A 17618-nucleotide genomic window follows, 5' to 3' on the forward strand; every position below is an offset into this window, starting at 1 on the left:
CCCTTCGGTTTTTCGTCGAATCCAGGCATTGACGTCCACCGCCTGCTCACCGGTGGTCACAGGTACAGGGCTCAGGGCCAGCAGTCGCCCCTCTTGGGTCGTTCGGCGCACACCGGCTTCCCAGTCGGGCTCAGGCGATGTTTGAGTTGGTGATGGGCTCTCGTTAGCTTTGGTCATAGTTAGGACTTAATGGGCTGGCTTACCAGGGCATGGTAGTTGATGATCAATGGGGTCAATCGCGTGTCCGGCGCATCCAGAGGTGTTATCGGCTGCCACTCTTTCGTTTCGTTAGCGCCCACCATCGGCAAATTGCCCTGCTCGTGCAAGGTCAGCTTGTAGTGGTACGCCTTGTCTGTCTCTGGCAACCAGTTCGGAGAATTGGCTGCCTTGTAGCGGAAGGCCAGATAGAACCCATCGGCCGTATCCAGGTCAGCCCCGGTCAGGGACAGCTCTAGGGCAACGCCCGCCGAGCCCATGCTCTTGGTAGTGATGGCCTGATTCCAGTAGTCGTGGTCAGGGTACCAGGCCGTCCCTTCCTGCCGCAGGATTGCCCATTCCATGTTATCCGCTTCCAGCGAACTCAATCCGGGTAGTTCTATGCGGAAGGCGCAATAACTTGTACGCCCATCCAACGCGGCTTGTTCTGCCTTCACTGCCAGAGTCGGTTGGTAAATGACCTTGGCCAGTTCGTGGCGTTGCTGATCCGTATCCCAACCCTTGGCATCATTGCCCCAGGCACTCTGCTCGCACCAGCGCTGCACGTCTGTGCGTTTATAATAGCTTTGTACCCAATTGCCTAGGCAGACCAAAGCGGTGCCTATCCACAGATAAACGTTCAACCCCCGGAACACACCGCCGGCCAACGACAGCATCCCCCGATTGACCGATTTCCAGGTGATGTCGGCGGAAGTTTTGCGGAGGACGTGGTAGATGCCGGCTGATCCTGTTCGAGCCATTCGCCAACTTCCCGCAGTGAGCAATGCATCACCAGCGAGAGTCACGCCTGCGCCGGCTTTTGTTCCAATGGTTTGCTGGCTATTCCGGATAATATTGAGCTGTTTTATTCCATCAGCCGCCGCCGAAAAGAACCCCGCCCAAGCCGCAAGGGTCCCCCCCCATACATTCACCCGAGCCAACCGCGTCAAGACCTCATCCGCCTGTGAGATGGTCTGGTAGTAATAATTCAGACGCGCACTGCCGACGATGGTCAAAACACTGGCAGCCGCGCCGATTGTGCCGGTAGCCCCAGAGAACGCGTCTGCCCAGCTGCCATCCGGATCGTCATTCATCAATTTTTTGATTGCATCCCATGTTCCAACAGCCCCAACCAACCCCATAAACGACACCAATCCCAGGCCACCAATTCGTTTCGGCAGATCCAGCGTATCCTGTCCGTGGATCATGCCTCGGCCGTAATCCATCATTCGCGTAAGCCCGCCCCGCTCTCTCAGGCGTTTCAGTTCATCGACTTCAGATTGCACGGCACGGCCGTAGGCGGTGCGGGTTAACCCACCGATGAGGAGGGCTCCGCTGTGGTTTTCCCCCTCAACCGGGGACGTATCCATCAGTTGAAAACCTCGCTCACGAAGCTGATTGGTCAGCTCTTGCTTTTGAGCCCGGATGGCCCGGATCTGTTCGTCGTACTCTCGTTTATATCGGCGACGGTCTCGGGTGCTGGCCTCGCTATACCGCTGCTGAAGGCGATTTTCTCGCTCCAAAACCTCCTCACGCAACTTGGCCAGCCATTCGATTTCCTTCATGAGAGATTCATGCCTGGCAAGGCTGTCGGCATCGGCAATCTCCAGATCCATCTGGTACAGCCTCTGGTTCTCGAAGATGTGGGCCCGCAGCCCAAGGTCCATCCGCTCAAACACTTGCCTCAAGCGGCCATGCAAGTCAGCGGCATCCGCCGCTTGTACTAACTCGAATACCGCCAATCGCCCGGCGATGTTGAGCTGAGCCAGGTGGTGGCTGAGTTGTACGGCCGCGCCCTCCGAGAGGGACGGGAATTGCAAATGGGGACTCTGCTCAACCAGCTCAACCCACTCCTTGTATGCGGCAGGAGCTTGATTGGCACCCATAATGGCTTTCAGGCTGTCGATTACGTCTTTTAACGTGCCGGGGATGATCTCGGGTTTCAGGTCCAGCGAGATCAAATGCTGATGCCCGATCTCCTCAAAGTAGAATTGCTTCAGGAATGAAAAATCACCCGATGCTTGTGCCCACTCCGTGAGCACCGCAATCAGACCGTTGTCCATCTTTAGCAGTGCCATGTAGTCGGCATCGCTTTCCCGGTCATACAGGTGACCATGAAGGTAGAAGGTGGCCAACAAAGACTGAATGTCCGTGACGATCCGTTGTTTCTCTTCGGAGAATGTCGAGAGATGCTGCTGAGCCTGTTCCAGATAGGCATTCATGTCGTCGAGTTTCACCAGATCCGCAATGCCTTGCTCGCCACCGAAATCGGAGCCATCAACAAGGTTGGACTGATAGTCCGACATGGATTCGACGATACTGAGCAATTCGCGCTGCGACAGTCCCATTTCCATCGCCAGCGCGTCGGCGGCGTCACGCACTCTGGTGACCCGCTCGTGGTCCGACGGCATATAGTTGTAGGTGGCGGGGCCGGCGACTTTTCGGGCGCTTTGCTGGTATTCCGGGAAGTCGTCGATCAGTTCCTTCAACTGGACATGTTGGTCGCGGCTCCCCACAGCAACCTTTTCAAACAATGCCCTGGCATCTTCATCTTCAACCTGTTTCGAAAACGCGCGGGCCAACTCAGCCACTCGGTCGTCATCTAATCGAATCAGATCGCTGATGAAACGCGCCGGATAGTATTTCTCGTCCTCTGCCTCCAACCAAGCGTTATGGTTGGTATCCACAACGGCCCAGGCATCCAGCAGGTCGTTGATGTGACCCATAAAATCATCAACCACGATATACGCATGGTCCAGATCATAAGCAGGTAATCGATGGGCGAACGGTTCAGAGCCGGTATCCAGTGTATTTTGGGCCCAATACCAGGAGGGTAAATGGGTTTTCCCATCCATGGGCACGTTTTGTGTGTCGGGGTGGGTCAGCAGCGATTCCAGACTTGCCTTGTTCAACAACTGGGGCTTTCCGTTGATGGGGCAGTAGCCGGATAAGCTCACTCGCTCCATCACCTGGCGACGGTAATCGTCCCAGCTAATAAGCATGCTGCACTTTTTCGCGGTCAGCTGCGTGGCCGAGAAAAAAACATCCACATGCCCCCTGCGCGGAACCACGATGGCGGGTGTGTCCGGGGTTCCAGTACGCTGATCCTGAGCGGCCTCGTCACCTTGCCATAGACGCTTGGTGACCGCGCCACCGTCTTTGACTTCGTATTCGTGCAGAATGTCGGGGGCATCGGAATGGAACAAGTACAGGTAACCATCCCGTATCTGCCGGATGCCAATTGGCTGAAATTCGAGGTTGAACCGGGGCTCCAATGAAGGGTGTTCCGCCGCCTCACAGGCATAAGCGTATCGTACCGGGATCAACTGGATATCCGCACGGGTCAAAGGGCAGGCGCCCTGAGCCGTAGTGCTTGCCAGGCTTGCGCGATCGGCGGCGGCTATGGGATTAGTGAGTTGTTTACCCATGGATCGGCTCTCCTTGCACTTGGGTTCCAGCAGAGGACATAGCGACTATCGCCGCTTCTCTGGCCTGGGCCTCTGCGGCCATTCCTGGCCATCGGTGAAAAAGGTCATAAATGCCAGGGGCTGCGGCTTCCCACCGCGACATCTGTCCCAGATAGCCGTATACAGTACCCCAGTGGAGCAAGGCCTGTAGCGATTCATAACCATTGGCCAACGCCTGCTCCATGATGGTCCGAAGGTCCTTAACTGCAGCCGGCCTTACATTCGACGCAACCCTGCTCGGGAAATGGGTCTCAAGGTGCTGCATCAATTTGACCAGCGTTGCGCGTCGATCCGTGTCCGTTAAACCGCTGAGGGTGAGTTCACCCAGCCGAAATGAAACACGACTCTCCGCGTTCCGGCCAACGCCAACCTCCGGCAACCAGTCCGGGCGTATCTGAAGGTGCCAGCCATCCCATAGGGCGTCCGGGAGCTTCACCGCAGAGAAAGGAGACCAGTATTCGGGCACCCCGCCATCACCGGAATTGGCCAACAGGACCCGTGCAACGGTGGGGTCGGCGAACCGCAACATGACCTTATCGCCCAAAGGGTGGTGTACGGTGATAAAGCCGCGTAGATGATCCGCTAGCGCGCCCAACGATTCATCGCTGGCGATCGCGTAGCCCCACTCTTGTGTTTTGCACCCCAGAGGCAGTCGGTCCAACAACGGATGGCCCCGTTCAGTACACACCAGCAACGGTGCAACATCGCGAATCGATGCCCACTCAGTGCCATCAAACAGATTGCGATAGTCCGGAGTGTCAACAAGCTCGTACAGCCAGCGTTCCGCCTCGGCACGTTTGCTGCCATCGATCAGGACATAATTGAAATGCATGTCCTGAAACTGAGCGCTGGCTGTTGAAGGCGCTTTGAACACATCAAGCATTGGCCCCATCTCCCGATGTGGTCTCTTCTGCCTGACAAATGGAGGTCAGGGCTTTACCTTCCTGCAGCGCACGCATCTGGGCATCCGGTCGCGCATTGGTTCTCTGGCCGACCGTGGCCAGCACAGCAGGCTCGGTATACGCGCCACCGGCATCCACCAACCCCGGCCTCTCCGGCACCTGCACCTCCTGCCCACTGCCTTTCCCTTTAGCCCCACCGGCATTCATCTTGATACTGGCTCCCCCCATGGCCACGCCACTGGGATCGATCTTCACGAAGCTGCCGCCCGCTTTCAGGGTAATCTCCGCCCCGGCTTCAATGACGGCTTTCTGACCAGCCTTGATGTGGAGTTCGGTACCGGAGTCACTGAGCCAGGCGGTGCCGGCTTTCAGGTGGAGGGTGCCGCTTACGTTGAAACTATGGTCTTTGCCGGTTTGCTCGCGTTTTTCGCCATCGACAGTGTGGTGGCTGTTGCCTTTGGTGTGTGCAAAACGGTCGTTCTCCACCGCCAGGTGGCTGTCGTTTTTGATGACTTCGGTGCGGTTGTGTTCGGTCAGCAGGTCCAGGTCTTTCTGGGCATGAACGTAGATCTGCTCCTGATCCGCTTCGTCCTCGAACCTCAGTTCGTTGCTGCCCTCGCCCTTGTGGGTCTGGGTTTTCAGGGTGGTTCGGGTTTTGTGTTCCGGCAGTGAATACGGCGGTGTGTTGGTGGCGTGGTAGGTCCGGCCGGTGATAATGGGCTGGTCCGGGTCGCCATCCAGGAAGGAGACGATCACTTCGTGGCCGATTCTGGGCAGGGCCATGAAGCCATACTGGCCTCCGGCCCAGCCCTGGCTGACTCTTAGCCAGGCGCTGCTGTGTTCGTCATTGTTCGAGTAGCGATCCCAGGGGAAGCGGACTTTGACCCGGCCGTACTGGTCGCAGTGGATTTCTTCCCCGTCCGGGCCGGTCACGAGTGCGATCTGGGGGCCGTCCATCAGGGGGCGGTGTTCGCAGATGGGGCGCCAGGTCTTGTCCGCCGGGATGGCACTGAATTCGTTGTGGTAGCTGGTCGGGTCGCTGCCGCCCTCTTCTTCCAGGGCCTGGGGCTGTTTGCCGGTGTGGGTGATGGCGGTGAGGAGCCATTCCCGGTTAAGGGCATCCGAGTCGTGGTCGGTGAGTGCGATTTTGGCCCCGGCGGTGAAGTCCGGTCGGTTGCTTTCGCCGTTGGCGGTGCTGGCGTTGTTTCTGAGGGCATCGAGCCGGGTCTGGGTAAAGGGCTGGCCGGAGGCGTCAGCCTTGAAGCGGCCAGGGTAATCGTAGTGCTGGTAATCGTCCCGCTGGTTCAGGTTGCCGCTGGCCTGTTCGTGCATCAGGGCGTAGGCGGGGTTCTTGAAAGTGTAGTCCTTCATGGCGACGGAGGCGGCTCTGACCCGTTCCTGATAGCTAAAGCGGAAGACGCAGGGCTGCTTGGTGCTGCCTCCGGCTTTGGCGTTGTAGGCCACGTTATCCAGTCTCGGGGCATCGCCGTGATGATCGGCGACGATCAAGCCGGGTTGGGTTGCGCCATCCACGCTGCCGTGCTGGTAGCGGTAGTGCCAGCCTTCTTCGGCCGCCAGCCGGTTGATGAAGTCCAGATCGCTCTCCCGGTGCTGGACGCAGTATTCCCGTTCTTCCGGGGGGCGTTTGAGGTCAAAGACGGTGTCCACAATGCCCCGTTCTTCCAGCAGGGTGCGCAGGATGGCGTCGGTGCTCTGGGTCTGGAAGATGCGGCTGTTGTGCATCAGCCCAAGACGCCACAGCGGCGGCTGGATCACGAGTTCGTAGCGGGTTCGCCGATGGCCGGTGTCCCCGCGGGCGAATTCGTTGACCACGCCGGTGAAGCGACGAAGGGGCGCGCCATCCTGCCAGACCACCAGATCCACGGGCTGTTCCAGCACATCGGCTGCCTGGATGTCCGGATCGGTGCTGGCCAGTTCGAGCCGGCCCTGAAAGAGGTCGGAAAGGCCTTCGGTCAGCGCAAAGCCAACCACGGCGAATAGATCTTGGGGGAGTTCACCAACACGGGCGGTGAACTGCAGTCCGCTTGCCTGGGGCATGTCTTCATTCCCTGAAGATTCGTGAATTCTCGGTGCTCGGGATGACCTCCTGTCATCCCGAATCGGCACCTAGTCTAATACAAGCTACGGGGTAGACGGTACCCCGCCAACAAGTGTTGGGTGAACGGATTGGTGTTGCTGGCTGCATGGAGTCGGTAGCGCATTTCGCCATCGTCAACCTGGAAGCGCACATCCACGGCACTGCTGCTCACACCGGTGATGTCCGCCTGATCCAGCAAGCGGAACAATGCCCAGGGCCCACTCTCGGACAGGCTGCGAGGCGACCGGTTCACCTGAATCGGCACCAGAGTGATCCGGCTTTCAACGCTGTCCCGCAACGTATTGGGCCAAACCAGCGGTATACTCTGGCGCGGTCCGTGACTGAATTCCACCAGTTGGCCATCCACGTTCACCACACTGCGGCGTTTGTTCGCGGACAGGTTCAACGGCTCCAGAGCGAACTCCACATCCAACGTGCCACTCCGGGTGAAATAGGCGGAGCGAATACGGTCAGCCCGCTCGAGCGAGGCCAGCACATCCCGACGCACCAGGCCCGCCCGTTTCGCGTCCCCGATCTGTTCCGGATGATCCTCTAGGAACAGTTTCAGGTTGTTTTTGTAGAAGGACGCCAGGATGCCCTCTGGACCAAAAAAGCGCTCAAAGTCCTGCAGAGCGACATCCCGCCCGGCATCCGGGTTGAACGGATAGTGGCGAGCCAGATTCTGCTGGAACGGCTGATAGACCTCCCGGTACCACTCCCGCTCAAGCTGTGCCACCGCCTGATCGAGAAGTACCCGCCAGCTTTCACTCGCCAGCCGGTTCAGCATGCGTTTGATGGGCTCGGGCTGGTTGTCGGCCATACGCTGAAGCGTAAAGATCGGGTCGGCGCCCTGAAGCCCCATTCGCGCCCGGGCTGCAGCCAGTGCCGCCTTGCCAGTGTCCGGAGCCTCCTGAACGTTGCGCAGGTACTGATGAAGATCCCCAACCACCACCATGACCTGATCCAATCCGCTGGGCTGATCCCCTTCTTTTCGGGAGAGCGCGTTGAGGTCCGCAAACTGACGCTCAATTTCCTGCAACATGCGGAAGTGGGGCGACTGTTCCAGTAATTCCCGGGCTGCCGCGGTTTCCCCGTCAGCAGCCGGGATCAGTTGGGTATTGGTCCGCACCCGCTTTAGCAACTGGGCCAATGGACGGTGCCCACCGGTCAGGCTTTCAAGAATCCGTACGCCGTGATTGAGATCGGCAAACCCCGGAATATCGAGATGGCTCAGTGCCTCCCGCCACGCATCCACATAATGCTCGGCGTAGAGGGTCTGGAGGCTGGCTCTCAGTTCTGCTTCATCGGCCGTACTGAAGTTCACATCCTCCCGGCGCCCAAGCACCCAGGCATCCACCAGCGCGAGTTCAGTGACGGAACCGGACTGGCGCAGGAACCACTTCTCCATTCCCTCCCGAGTCAGCAGTGCCGGTATCAGCAGGGGATTGGCCTCTGTCGAGTCCTCGGCTCGTGGCTCGCCATAGTCGTCCACCGGCACAAACGCCGTACCGAACGCGGGGCCGGACGCCCGTGCCAGGTCAAGGGGTGCGCGGAATTGCTGTTCGGCATCGGTTTCCATATCCCGATACACCCGGTCCGGGGTGGGGACACGGCCCAGTTCATGCTGGGCCCACTGAACGCTGCTGCGAAACGGCGCCAGGGCCATGTCGGCGGTACTGTCTCCCTCTTGGGCCATTCGGGCCAGGTCCGTGTTGGCCATTGCGTACTCGAGATGGTTCGTCAACCGCCGCTGCACCCCTTTCTGTCCCGGGAACAGACGCTGCCAGTAATCCTGCATGTAGTGACGAACAATGTCGGATCTGCGGCCACTGGCATCGTAGAGCATGCGCAGGACCCTCAGGTGTTCCAGCCGCTCATTACTGCCGTCCGGCGCCTTGCTCATCTCATCCATCACCCCGAACATGATGGCAGGCAAATACTGGTATGCCAGCATATCCAGGTAGCTAGACTCCACCTCAGGCCCGATCCGATGGCCCTGATACAGCCCCATATCGGTCACCATTGGCCAACGGTCCCGATAGTTACCAAATGCCAGCGTCGCTTCGCGGAGCTCATCCAGCGGCTCCAGCAGGTTGCGGCCACTGGTGTCGGCCTCAAACCCTACCGGCTGCCAGTTATCCACAAATGTGCGTACCCGGGTTTCCACTTCCGTTGCGGCGTCGGCGTTACGAATAAAGTAATGCTGCCAGCCCGCGGTCATGCCGGCCCCTGCACACAAAGCCAGCACGCTGGCCATGGCGATTCGGTGTTGGCGCTTGCGCACGACCCGCCGGTTGTCCCCGGCCAATCCCGCCTCCCGGTAGATGATTTCGGGGAACAGCTTGCGGGTAAACAGGCTGAGAGACTTGCCGGAGCGCTGCGCCGGCTGAATCGGGCTGGCCATCCGGTAGTTTGCAGCCGCCGCCGATACGAATGCATCTTCTGGCACCCCTTCCTGCAATACCGAGGTGAAATAGGTTCCGCGGACCAAAGCCGGCGTAGAGAAGGCATCCGCCGACAACAGTTGCGTCAGGTAATGTTCGAGTACCGGCTTGAGGCCCGCCATCTGGCGGGTAAATGAGTAGGCCGCCGCTCGCTCTTCAGCGTCCCGCGTGTTGGCCAGAATCCTGGGCAGCCGCCCCCCCAGACCTTCAACCAGAGATTCAAACCGCTCGGAAAACTCATTGATCCAGTGATCCTGATCGGACCGGTTGCCGATGGTAAACGTGAAGCCCAGAGCCCGCTCTTTCTCTTCTTTATCAAGGCCGCGAGCAAAAGGCGAAAAACCGTACAGCAGGTCCATCTTGGTGAAGCTGACATAAACCGGTAAGCGTGACCCCAACTGATCCATCAGTTCCCGGAGCCGCGTTCGAAGCAGGATGGCCCGGGCCTCGCGCTCCTGCTCACCCAGCGTACTCAATTCGGCCAGGTCGACCGTCAAGACAACGCCATTCAGTGGCCGCTGTGGCCGGTTGCGCTCAAGCCAGGTCATGAAATGTTGCCACAACCGCTGCTGGACCTCGGCACTCGCACCCTGACCCTGATTCTGGCTCAACAACTCACCATCCGGATCAATCAGCACACCGTCATCACCGATCCACCAGTCGAAACCGAAGGGATTGCGGTCGGTGCGGTTGTTTCGCGTGACGTTGGTCAGTGTGTAGGTCTGACCCGATCGCTGAATCAGGCTGGTCTTACCGGCGTCTTCCAGTCCGATGACCAGATACCAGGGCAGACGGTAGAGCCCCTTGCGGCCGGGGAGATTGCTCTTCAGGGCCGCCAACTGCCGATCCAGCAGGCGTTGCTGTTTGCGCTCCATGGGCAGGATGGGATCTTCCTGTTCCCGCTGTTGGTCGGCCTTTTCCAGGTTGACCTTGCGCAGACGGCGGGCAAGCACGGTTCCCCAGACCATCGCCACCAGTAACACGACCCCCAGGGTCACCAGGGCCCGCATCTGCCAGGCCGCCAACGGATATTCCCCGTTGATTGACCAGCGGGGTCCCAGCCACCACGTGGCCACCAGCAGGGCAATGATCCCCAACATCAGAGTGATCGGCGCCGCACCGCGGATGTATGGAAGTAGCCAGCGACCAACGAGTAAAGCTTTTCTCCACATGGTATCCATTCCTGCAATCAATCCTTTAAACAAACAATCAGGCCAGCCGTTCGAGAACCTTGATCAGTCCCGGCTCCCATTCCTCAAGCGGCCGCCCCTGAACCTGAAGGCGTATATCCTCGATCTGATGAGACGCCAGCGACGCCATTCCGGCGTCCTTCAGAAGGCGGGCATTGCTCAGCCGCCAGTAGAAGCGTTCCCTGGGTTCTTGAGCCTCGGAGAGCCCCTTCTCCATCAACTGCATGGCTTCATTCAGCGCCTGTTGAGTGAGCAGTTCCCGGGCCTGTTCATAGGCTGTATCCCAGGGATTGGCATCGGCCCCGCCGGCCTTACCCGTGCCTGGCGACGCCCATACCCAATCTGCGGCGTCCTCCCCCAGAAACGGCGTGCCGTCATTGAACGTGAGTTCCGGTACCTGCGGCAGGCGCTCGACAAACTCCCGCAGTGCCTCGCGAATGGCCTCGGCACAGTATTCGTGGCCGAGTGCCGAGGCAATGCGGGCGCTGAGCCAATGTCCATCGAGCCAGAATGGGCTGACAGACAAGCTCTGCTCCACCCGTTGCCAAAGGCTGAGATCCGGCGCTTTTTCCAAAGCCTCTCGATACTCCGCCACACGGTCAGCGCTGACGGCCGCCAGATCGGTCCGCTGACCATCCCGGGTGGGGGGTGCACTGGTGATGCCCAACCAGATGGCATAGCGTCGCATCCGATAACCCAGTGGGCTGTCGGGTTCACTGCCGGTCAGCATGTCAGCCACCTTCAGCAAACTCTGCCGGGTCGCCCGCTCATTGCCAGGGTCCAGTGTGAGCTGACCCAGTGATGCTGTGGGCGCGGGCCTCGGTTCCGTTTCCCTTGAGGTAGCGGAAGAGCTGTCCGTTTCGGCTGCTTGGGGCCCGGTGCCGCCGGCTCCCGATACCTCAACCGTTTCGAGCTTCTCGATACTGCGCTTGATATCCAACAACAGCTCATCGGGAAGTTCCAGCCGTTCAGCCTGACCCACCAGCGTTGACAGAAGGCCCAGACAGTAACTGCGTCCGTCCCCGGAGCCGCCATCAAAACTCAGACCATCCACGCCCTTCTCCGCGCGCTGGAGCATCTGGGTGAACAGCATCCTGCGTGCGCGCTTTCCTTTGTCCCCGGGATACGGCCAGGCCTGAGTCCACCAGCTATCCAGAACCCGGTGGAGCAGAAACAACGACAACGCAAACCGCTCGCCGTTGCCTCCGCGCTGAAGCGCCAAAAGCAGAAAGCCGAACACCTTGAGATGTTTACTCCGGTCCGAAAGCAGTTTGAGCGCCTCCGACTCCACTTTCGGCCAATCGATCTCGTTGTGGGCAAGCGAGCCCACTTTCATGATCTCGTCTTCCAGGAACTCCAGCGTGGTGTCGTCTTCCAGGGCGTCCCCAACCCCGTGTTCGCCGGCAATCGGGTCCAGAACCTGTTCGGCGTAGGGATGCTGTTCTATGATCTGCAAAATCGGTCTCCTTTCCCGCTACCAGCCACACGCCGAACGCACAGGACGAATGGCGTCAGAAAATCCGGTCAGATCAAAGACCAGACCATCCAGTTCACTCTGCTGCGCATTGAATCGGACATCCGGTTCGGAAAGCATGGTTTTCACGGTTCGTATCGCCGGAAGCCCCCGACCACCGCTGACGACGTATCCGCCATCCCGTACCCGCCAGCTGGCCGCACCCTGAGTGCCGACAACCACCCGCACCCGCTCGGCATCAAGCGCCTGTGGCAACATCACCGACAGCTCGGTGATGTTGTTCTGGCATTGCAACACCAGCAACGGCCGGGGAGGCTTGGCCCCGAGCGCCGGCACGGTGACCAGCAATCCCGCAGCCCGCCCGGTATCCCGGTAGACGGCGGTGTCGTCCTGACTGGCCTGGGCAAACGCCTGACGCCACCGCTCAGGCTGGTTCGAGCGGGGGATTGTCATGGCTGATGGCGCCAGCAATGGCGTGCCGAAAACCCGATCAAAGCAGGCCAGGCGGGCCAGCCTGTCCGCTTTCTGCACACAGGCATGGGCTTCCTCAAGCTGGCCAGCCAACGCTGGGAATGCAAAAGCCAGCGTAAGAAAAGGCGAGATCAGCAAATGACGCACCATGACTCTTATCACTGTCATCTCTCTCATCACTCGGACACCTGATACTTGAGGCACTTGTGAGCCAGGGTCCGCTTGGGCAATCCCAGACTCTCTGCGGCCTGGGCCCGATTGCCACCATACTGCTGAAGACGTTCCCGAATGACCGCCGCTTCAAACGCCTGGGCCGCCGCTTTCAGGTCCCGTATATCGTTGGACGTCGGCACGCCGGTCAGGGCTTTGGGTTCTACTTCGGCAGCCACACCTGCATCCGCTACATTGAACGGATCTTCCAACCTGAGAAGTTCCGGCTGGATGTCATCCCCCACTGGAGTCTGCAAGCAGGCCAGTTCGATCACATTGCGTAACTCCCGAACATTGCCCGGGAAATCGTACCGGGCCAGTGAGTGCAACGCGTGGCTGCTGATGCCTTGCGGCCCGCCACCTTCCCGCTCTGTGTACAAGCGGATGAAGTGCCGGCTCAACGCTTCCAGATCCTCCGGGCGTTCCCGCAGCGGCATGATGCGCAGCGGGAACTGGCTTAACCGGTAGAACAGATCCCGGCGGAACCGCCCGTTTTCAATGCCCTGTTGCAGCGGCTGGTGCGTCGCGGCAACCAGACGGAAGTCGGAATGTTGCTCCTGGCTGGCACCAAGAGGACGGAATTGCCGGCTTTCCAACACTCGCAGCAGTTTGGACTGCAATGCCATTGGCATGTCACCGATTTCGTCCAGGAACAGGGTGCCGCCATTGGCCTGGGCCAGCAGGCCTTCCTTGTTCTGATCAGCACCGGAAAACGCACCTTTGGTATGGCCAAACAGTTCGCTTTCCAGCAACGTATCCGGGATCGCTGCGCAATTGACGATAATCAGGGGCCCACCGGAACGCTCGGACATGTCATGGATGCCCCTGGCGACAACATCCTTGCCACAGCCAGTCTCGCCCTGGACCAGCACCGACAGCTGACTGCTGGCAGCGCGAACGATCTGGGCCCGAAGCTGGTTCATCGCGAGGGAGTTGCCAACCAGGGTTCTCGACAGCTGTTCGCTTCGCTGTCTCAAGGTTTCGCTGTCATTCAGTTGATCCAGGGAGCGTTTGAGCAAACGCCGTTGCCAGCCTTCATCACGGCTTTGCAACCGGGCAACCCATTGCAGAGTCAGCAGTTCTTTCAGCCCGCGATACAATGGCTGGCCGACAATGCCGTCCCAGTCACCACCGTCCCGGCACATCACCAGGATTCCGAGCGTTCTGCCATCGGCTCCTGTCAGCGGTTCCAGCCAGAGCGAACGTGGCCGGTCGCTGGCTTCGAACATGGCCTGGAATCCGGGATGATCCAGTCGGTAGCTTGCTGCACGGGTCAGTTCCCGGGGTTGTCCGGTTTGCAGGATATGGCTGAACGGATGGCTGAAATCACTGCAATCGAACTCGCCCTGATCCGCCAGATCGCTGCAATGCAGGAGACGACCGCTCAGGTCCAGTTCCAGTGCCCAGCAGCGAGTCAGCCCGAAGGCAGTCTCCAGTTGTTTTGTAGCGGTGCGCAGCAGGTCTGGCAGCGTTTGCTGCTGTACCATGGCAACCGCCAGCTCTATACCGGTGTGCAGTTCCATCTGCATCCGTCCCATCGTCATATCCTCGTCTAATGCAACGTGCCTGCCCGCGTGCGCTGCCGTTCCTTTGCCCGAAACACGCTCTAAATACATCCGTGTACGCTCGGCTCCGCCATCCATGGCTCCGCACGGTTTCGTGCAAAGGAACGGCATCACACGCTACTCTGGTGTTGCCTACACCACGGTTCCTGTAAAGCGGCTCTCTTGTACGCTCAGGGTCACTTTTCCCACAGGCTCTTTTGCCGCCAGCTTCTCCAGCAACGCCAGCGACACCGGTGGCAGCAATTCCCCTTCAATGATGGATTCGAGCATTCGCGCGCCGTTTTCGCTTCGGTGTGCCCGCGAGCGGATGGCTTCCACCAGGCCCTGCTCCAGAATCACTTCGGTCTGGTAACGCTCGCGGATCTGGGCCGCCAGGCGTTCGAGTTTGTCGCCGATAATCCGGTTCAGGGTTTCGTCTCCGAGCGGCAGGTACGGCACCACTTCCATCCGGGCCAGTAGCGCCGGCTTGAAGAATTGCGAGAGTTCGGGATAAAGCCCTGCGTCGATAGTTTCAGGCTGCTCAGCGTGATCGACGATGACCTGGTAGCCCAGGTTGGAGGTCAGGAAGAACACGACGTTCTTGCAGTCGATCAGCCGGCCTTCGCCGTCGGCGAGTTCGCCCTTGTCGAAGGCCTGGTAGAACAGGTTGAGCACTTCCGGGTGGGCCTTTTCCACCTCGTCCAGCAGCACCACGGAATAGGGCTTCTGGCGGATGGCCTCGGTGAGGATACCGCCCTCGCCAAAGCCGACGTAGCCGGGGGGAGAACCGATCAGCCGGGATACCGTGTGCTTTTCCTGGTATTCGGACATGTTGATGGTGGTCAGGAACTGCCGCCCGCCGTAGAGCAGTTCTGCCAGCTGAACCACGGTCTCGGTTTTGCCGACACCACTGGGGCCCACCAGTAGGAAGGCCCCCATGGGTCTGCCGGGACGACGCAGGTCGGCGCGGGCGGTCAGCAAATGCTGATGCAGGCAATTGATGGCGGTGTCCTGCCCTTTAATATGGGATTGCAGGTAGTCCGGCAGGTGAGTGATTCTTTCGAGTTCGTCGGCGGTCATTCGATTGACGGGAATGCCGGTCCAGTCAGCAATCACTTCGGCCACCTGACGCGCATCCACACGGGCATGAACCAGGGGTTCCTCTGCCTGTAGCGTCGCCAGCTCCTGCTCAATGGCTGCGGCCTGTTGGCTCAGCGCCGGTGTTTCTTCATCCGCCTGATCATCCTCAGGCTCATCATTGCCTGATGACAACAGACGTTGTCGAATATCAATCAGCTTCGCGACCAGATCACGCTGTTCGTTCCAGCTCTGTTCCAGCTCCGTTGCCTCACTTTCCAGCTCGGACTTTCGGCTTTCAAGGGCGGCCTCTCGTTCGCCGTCCACGGTTTGCCCGAGTGTATGCTCCCGTTGATGGAGTTCCTGTTCCATCGCCAGCTGGTGGATCTCGTTCCTTACGTGGCTCAGCCGACGCGGCGGCGTGCTCAGGTTCAGGCTGACCCGGGCACAGGCGGTATCCAGCACATCGATGGCCTTGTCCGGCAGCTGACGGCCTGCCAGGTAACGAGCGGACATTTCCGAGGCCGCTTTCAGTGCGCTATCGGCAATCAGTACGTTGTGGGATGTTTCATACACGGTTCTCAGGCCCCGCAGGATATGAACCGCCTCCCGGGGGCTGGGTTCGTCCAGGGCCACCGGCTGAAAACGGCGGCTCAGGGCCGGGTCTTTCTCAAAGTACTTTTTGTATTCCCGCCAGGTGGTTGCGGCAATTGTCCGCAGCTCGCCGCGCGCCAGTGCGGGTTTGAGCAGGTTGGCTGCATCAGAACCGCCCTCGCTGTTGCCGGCTCCGATGAGTGTATGGGCCTCGTCGATGAACAGGATAATCGGCGTCGGCGATCCTTTGACGGCTTCGATCACACCTTTCAGCCGCTTCTCGAATTCCCCTTTGACCGAGGCACCAGCCTGGAGCGCGCCCATATCCAGGGTCCAGAGTTCAACGTTGCGCAGGCGCTCGGGTACCTCCCCGGCCACAATTCGCAGCGCCAGTCCCTCAACCACGGCACTCTTACCCACGCCAGCATCACCCACCACAATCGGGTTGTTTTTGCGGCGGCGGCAGAGGATATCGATCATTTGGTCGATTTCTTCATCCCGGCAAACAACCGGGTCCAGTTTCTGTTCCCGGGCCAGCCGGGTGAAATCCGTGGCATAACGTTGCAGGGGGTCCATATCCGCTGCGGCAGCCTTCGAATCTGCATCCGCCTTCCCCAGCTCCGGGCGCTCGACGGACCCCTCGGTGCAGCGGTCGTAATGGCGGCGAATCTGTTCCCGGTTGATGTCGCCCAGCAACTGGCTGGCCGCGGGCATCAGATAGCGGTCCGAATTCATCAGCAGGGCAAGAAAAATGCTCCCCGACCGGAGTTCCTGATGCTGTAGTTCTGTCGAAGCCAGCAACCAGGCATCCTGGAGCAGTTCAACCAGCAGCGGCGAGAACGAGGGATAAGGCTCGGCGCTTTGCCGTTCACCGGTCAGGCTGTCGCCGAGCAGAGCCTGGACGGCCTGCGGATCAATGTCGCTGTGATCAAGAATCTGGCGCACATCCGAAAACGGTGTCTCCAGCAGTTTGAAGATCAGATGTGCCGGCGTAATTTCCGCACCCTGACGGCTGATACAGAGAGCCGCCGAGGATTCCATTCCCTCGCGGCAGATGTCATTCAGGCGCCCGATGAGCGCCGGCAGTTCAACCCGAATCACTGTCAATATCCTTATTTCGGTAGTTGGTCGAGCACGCTGAGCACATCCCTGATGCGTTCATCCAGCGCCACTCGATAGAGTGTGAAAACACCAGCCATGGCGATCACAAACAGCCCGGCAATGCCCCACATCGGGAGACCACTGCGCAGTCGGTTTCGCGCTGGCATCACATTTTCCATCGCATCCGGCAGCGCCGGGCGCTCGAGGTCGTCTTCCGGACCGCCGGAGGTTTCATAGAGGGTTTCGTAGAGGCCTCGGACGATCTGGTCATACTCTTCACGGCCGTTTTCCATGACCTTGTAGCGGCCCTCGAAACCCAGGGACAGACACAGATAGATAAAGGCCAGCATCTCCCGGTAATGGGCCGGTTCCTGCTCCATGCGTGCGAGGATAGCGAAGACCTTTTCCCCACCCCAGGTCTCGTTATGGAATCGAGACAGCAGCGAGTGCTGGGACCAGACGCTGTGCGCCCCCCAGTCGGTACCGAGGACCGCCTCATCAATGAACGCGCAGAGCACATAGCGATAGGCAACAACCGTCGGACGCTCATAGCCCTGCTCAATCAGCTCCCTATCGACGCCCGCCACGTCATCCACCACCTGCTGATACAGGCTTTCCACGTCCCGGAAGGCCGCCAGCCGACGCACCCGGATTACCAATCCGAGCAGCGGCGTGGCCGCATCAATCAGTCGGTTGTTCTCGAGCCCCCGCAACTGGAATTGCGGGTCGTCAAAACCGACCTCCCCACTTGCTTGCTGCCCATCCTGGTTGGCAAACAACAACTCGCTGAATTCACCGCTGCTGCTGGCCTCACTATCCGGTAAGTCCATTACTGCTGCGTCCTTCATGAC

Annotated in this window: 9 protein-coding genes; all 9 read right to left on the reverse strand. The window is 59.6% G+C overall.

Features of this window, described 5'->3' with window-relative positions:
- Positions 1-179: 179 nt before the first annotated feature.
- On the reverse strand, positions 180-3623 hold the full coding sequence (locus tag D777_RS00005) for a toxin VasX (protein ID WP_036127281.1): 3444 nt from the start codon (positions 3621-3623) through the stop codon (positions 180-182).
- Positions 3616-4545 (reverse strand): DUF4123 domain-containing protein, encoded by a 930-nt coding sequence (locus tag D777_RS17585; RefSeq protein WP_051668887.1) that lies wholly within the window; start codon positions 4543-4545, stop codon positions 3616-3618. The genes D777_RS00005 and D777_RS17585 overlap by 8 nt, the downstream gene beginning before the upstream one ends.
- Complete coding sequence (locus D777_RS00015; RefSeq protein WP_036127284.1) at positions 4538-6622, reverse strand: type VI secretion system Vgr family protein; 2085 nt, start codon at positions 6620-6622, stop codon at positions 4538-4540. Before D777_RS00015 ends, D777_RS17585 begins: the two co-directional genes overlap by 8 nt.
- Before the next feature lie 74 nt (positions 6623-6696).
- Entirely contained in the window at positions 6697-10287 is a 3591-nt protein-coding gene (gene tssM / locus D777_RS00020; RefSeq protein WP_036127286.1) for a type VI secretion system membrane subunit TssM, read from the reverse strand.
- A gap of 28 nt (positions 10288-10315) precedes the next feature.
- A complete protein-coding gene (gene tssA, locus D777_RS00025) occupies positions 10316-11752 on the reverse strand; it encodes a type VI secretion system protein TssA (RefSeq protein WP_036127288.1) in 1437 nt (478 codons plus the stop codon).
- Between the two features lie 18 nt (positions 11753-11770).
- On the reverse strand, positions 11771-12418 hold the full coding sequence (vasI, locus tag D777_RS00030) for a type VI secretion system-associated protein VasI (protein ID WP_227501612.1): 648 nt from the start codon (positions 12416-12418) through the stop codon (positions 11771-11773).
- Entirely contained in the window at positions 12418-13980 is a 1563-nt protein-coding gene (locus D777_RS00035) for a sigma-54-dependent Fis family transcriptional regulator (protein WP_036127769.1), read from the reverse strand. The genes vasI and D777_RS00035 overlap by 1 nt, the downstream gene beginning before the upstream one ends.
- A 168-nt stretch (positions 13981-14148) precedes the next feature.
- On the reverse strand, positions 14149-16767 hold the full coding sequence (tssH, locus tag D777_RS00040) for a type VI secretion system ATPase TssH (protein ID WP_036127290.1): 2619 nt from the start codon (positions 16765-16767) through the stop codon (positions 14149-14151).
- Between the two features lie 11 nt (positions 16768-16778).
- Positions 16779-17615 (reverse strand): type IVB secretion system protein IcmH/DotU, encoded by an 837-nt coding sequence (gene icmH, locus D777_RS00045; protein ID WP_036127292.1) that lies wholly within the window; start codon positions 17613-17615, stop codon positions 16779-16781.
- Between the last annotated feature and the right edge of the window lie 3 nt (positions 17616-17618).

The sequence above is a fragment of the Marinobacter nitratireducens genome, assembly GCF_000708045.1.
Classification (GTDB): domain Bacteria; phylum Pseudomonadota; class Gammaproteobacteria; order Pseudomonadales; family Oleiphilaceae; genus Marinobacter; species Marinobacter nitratireducens.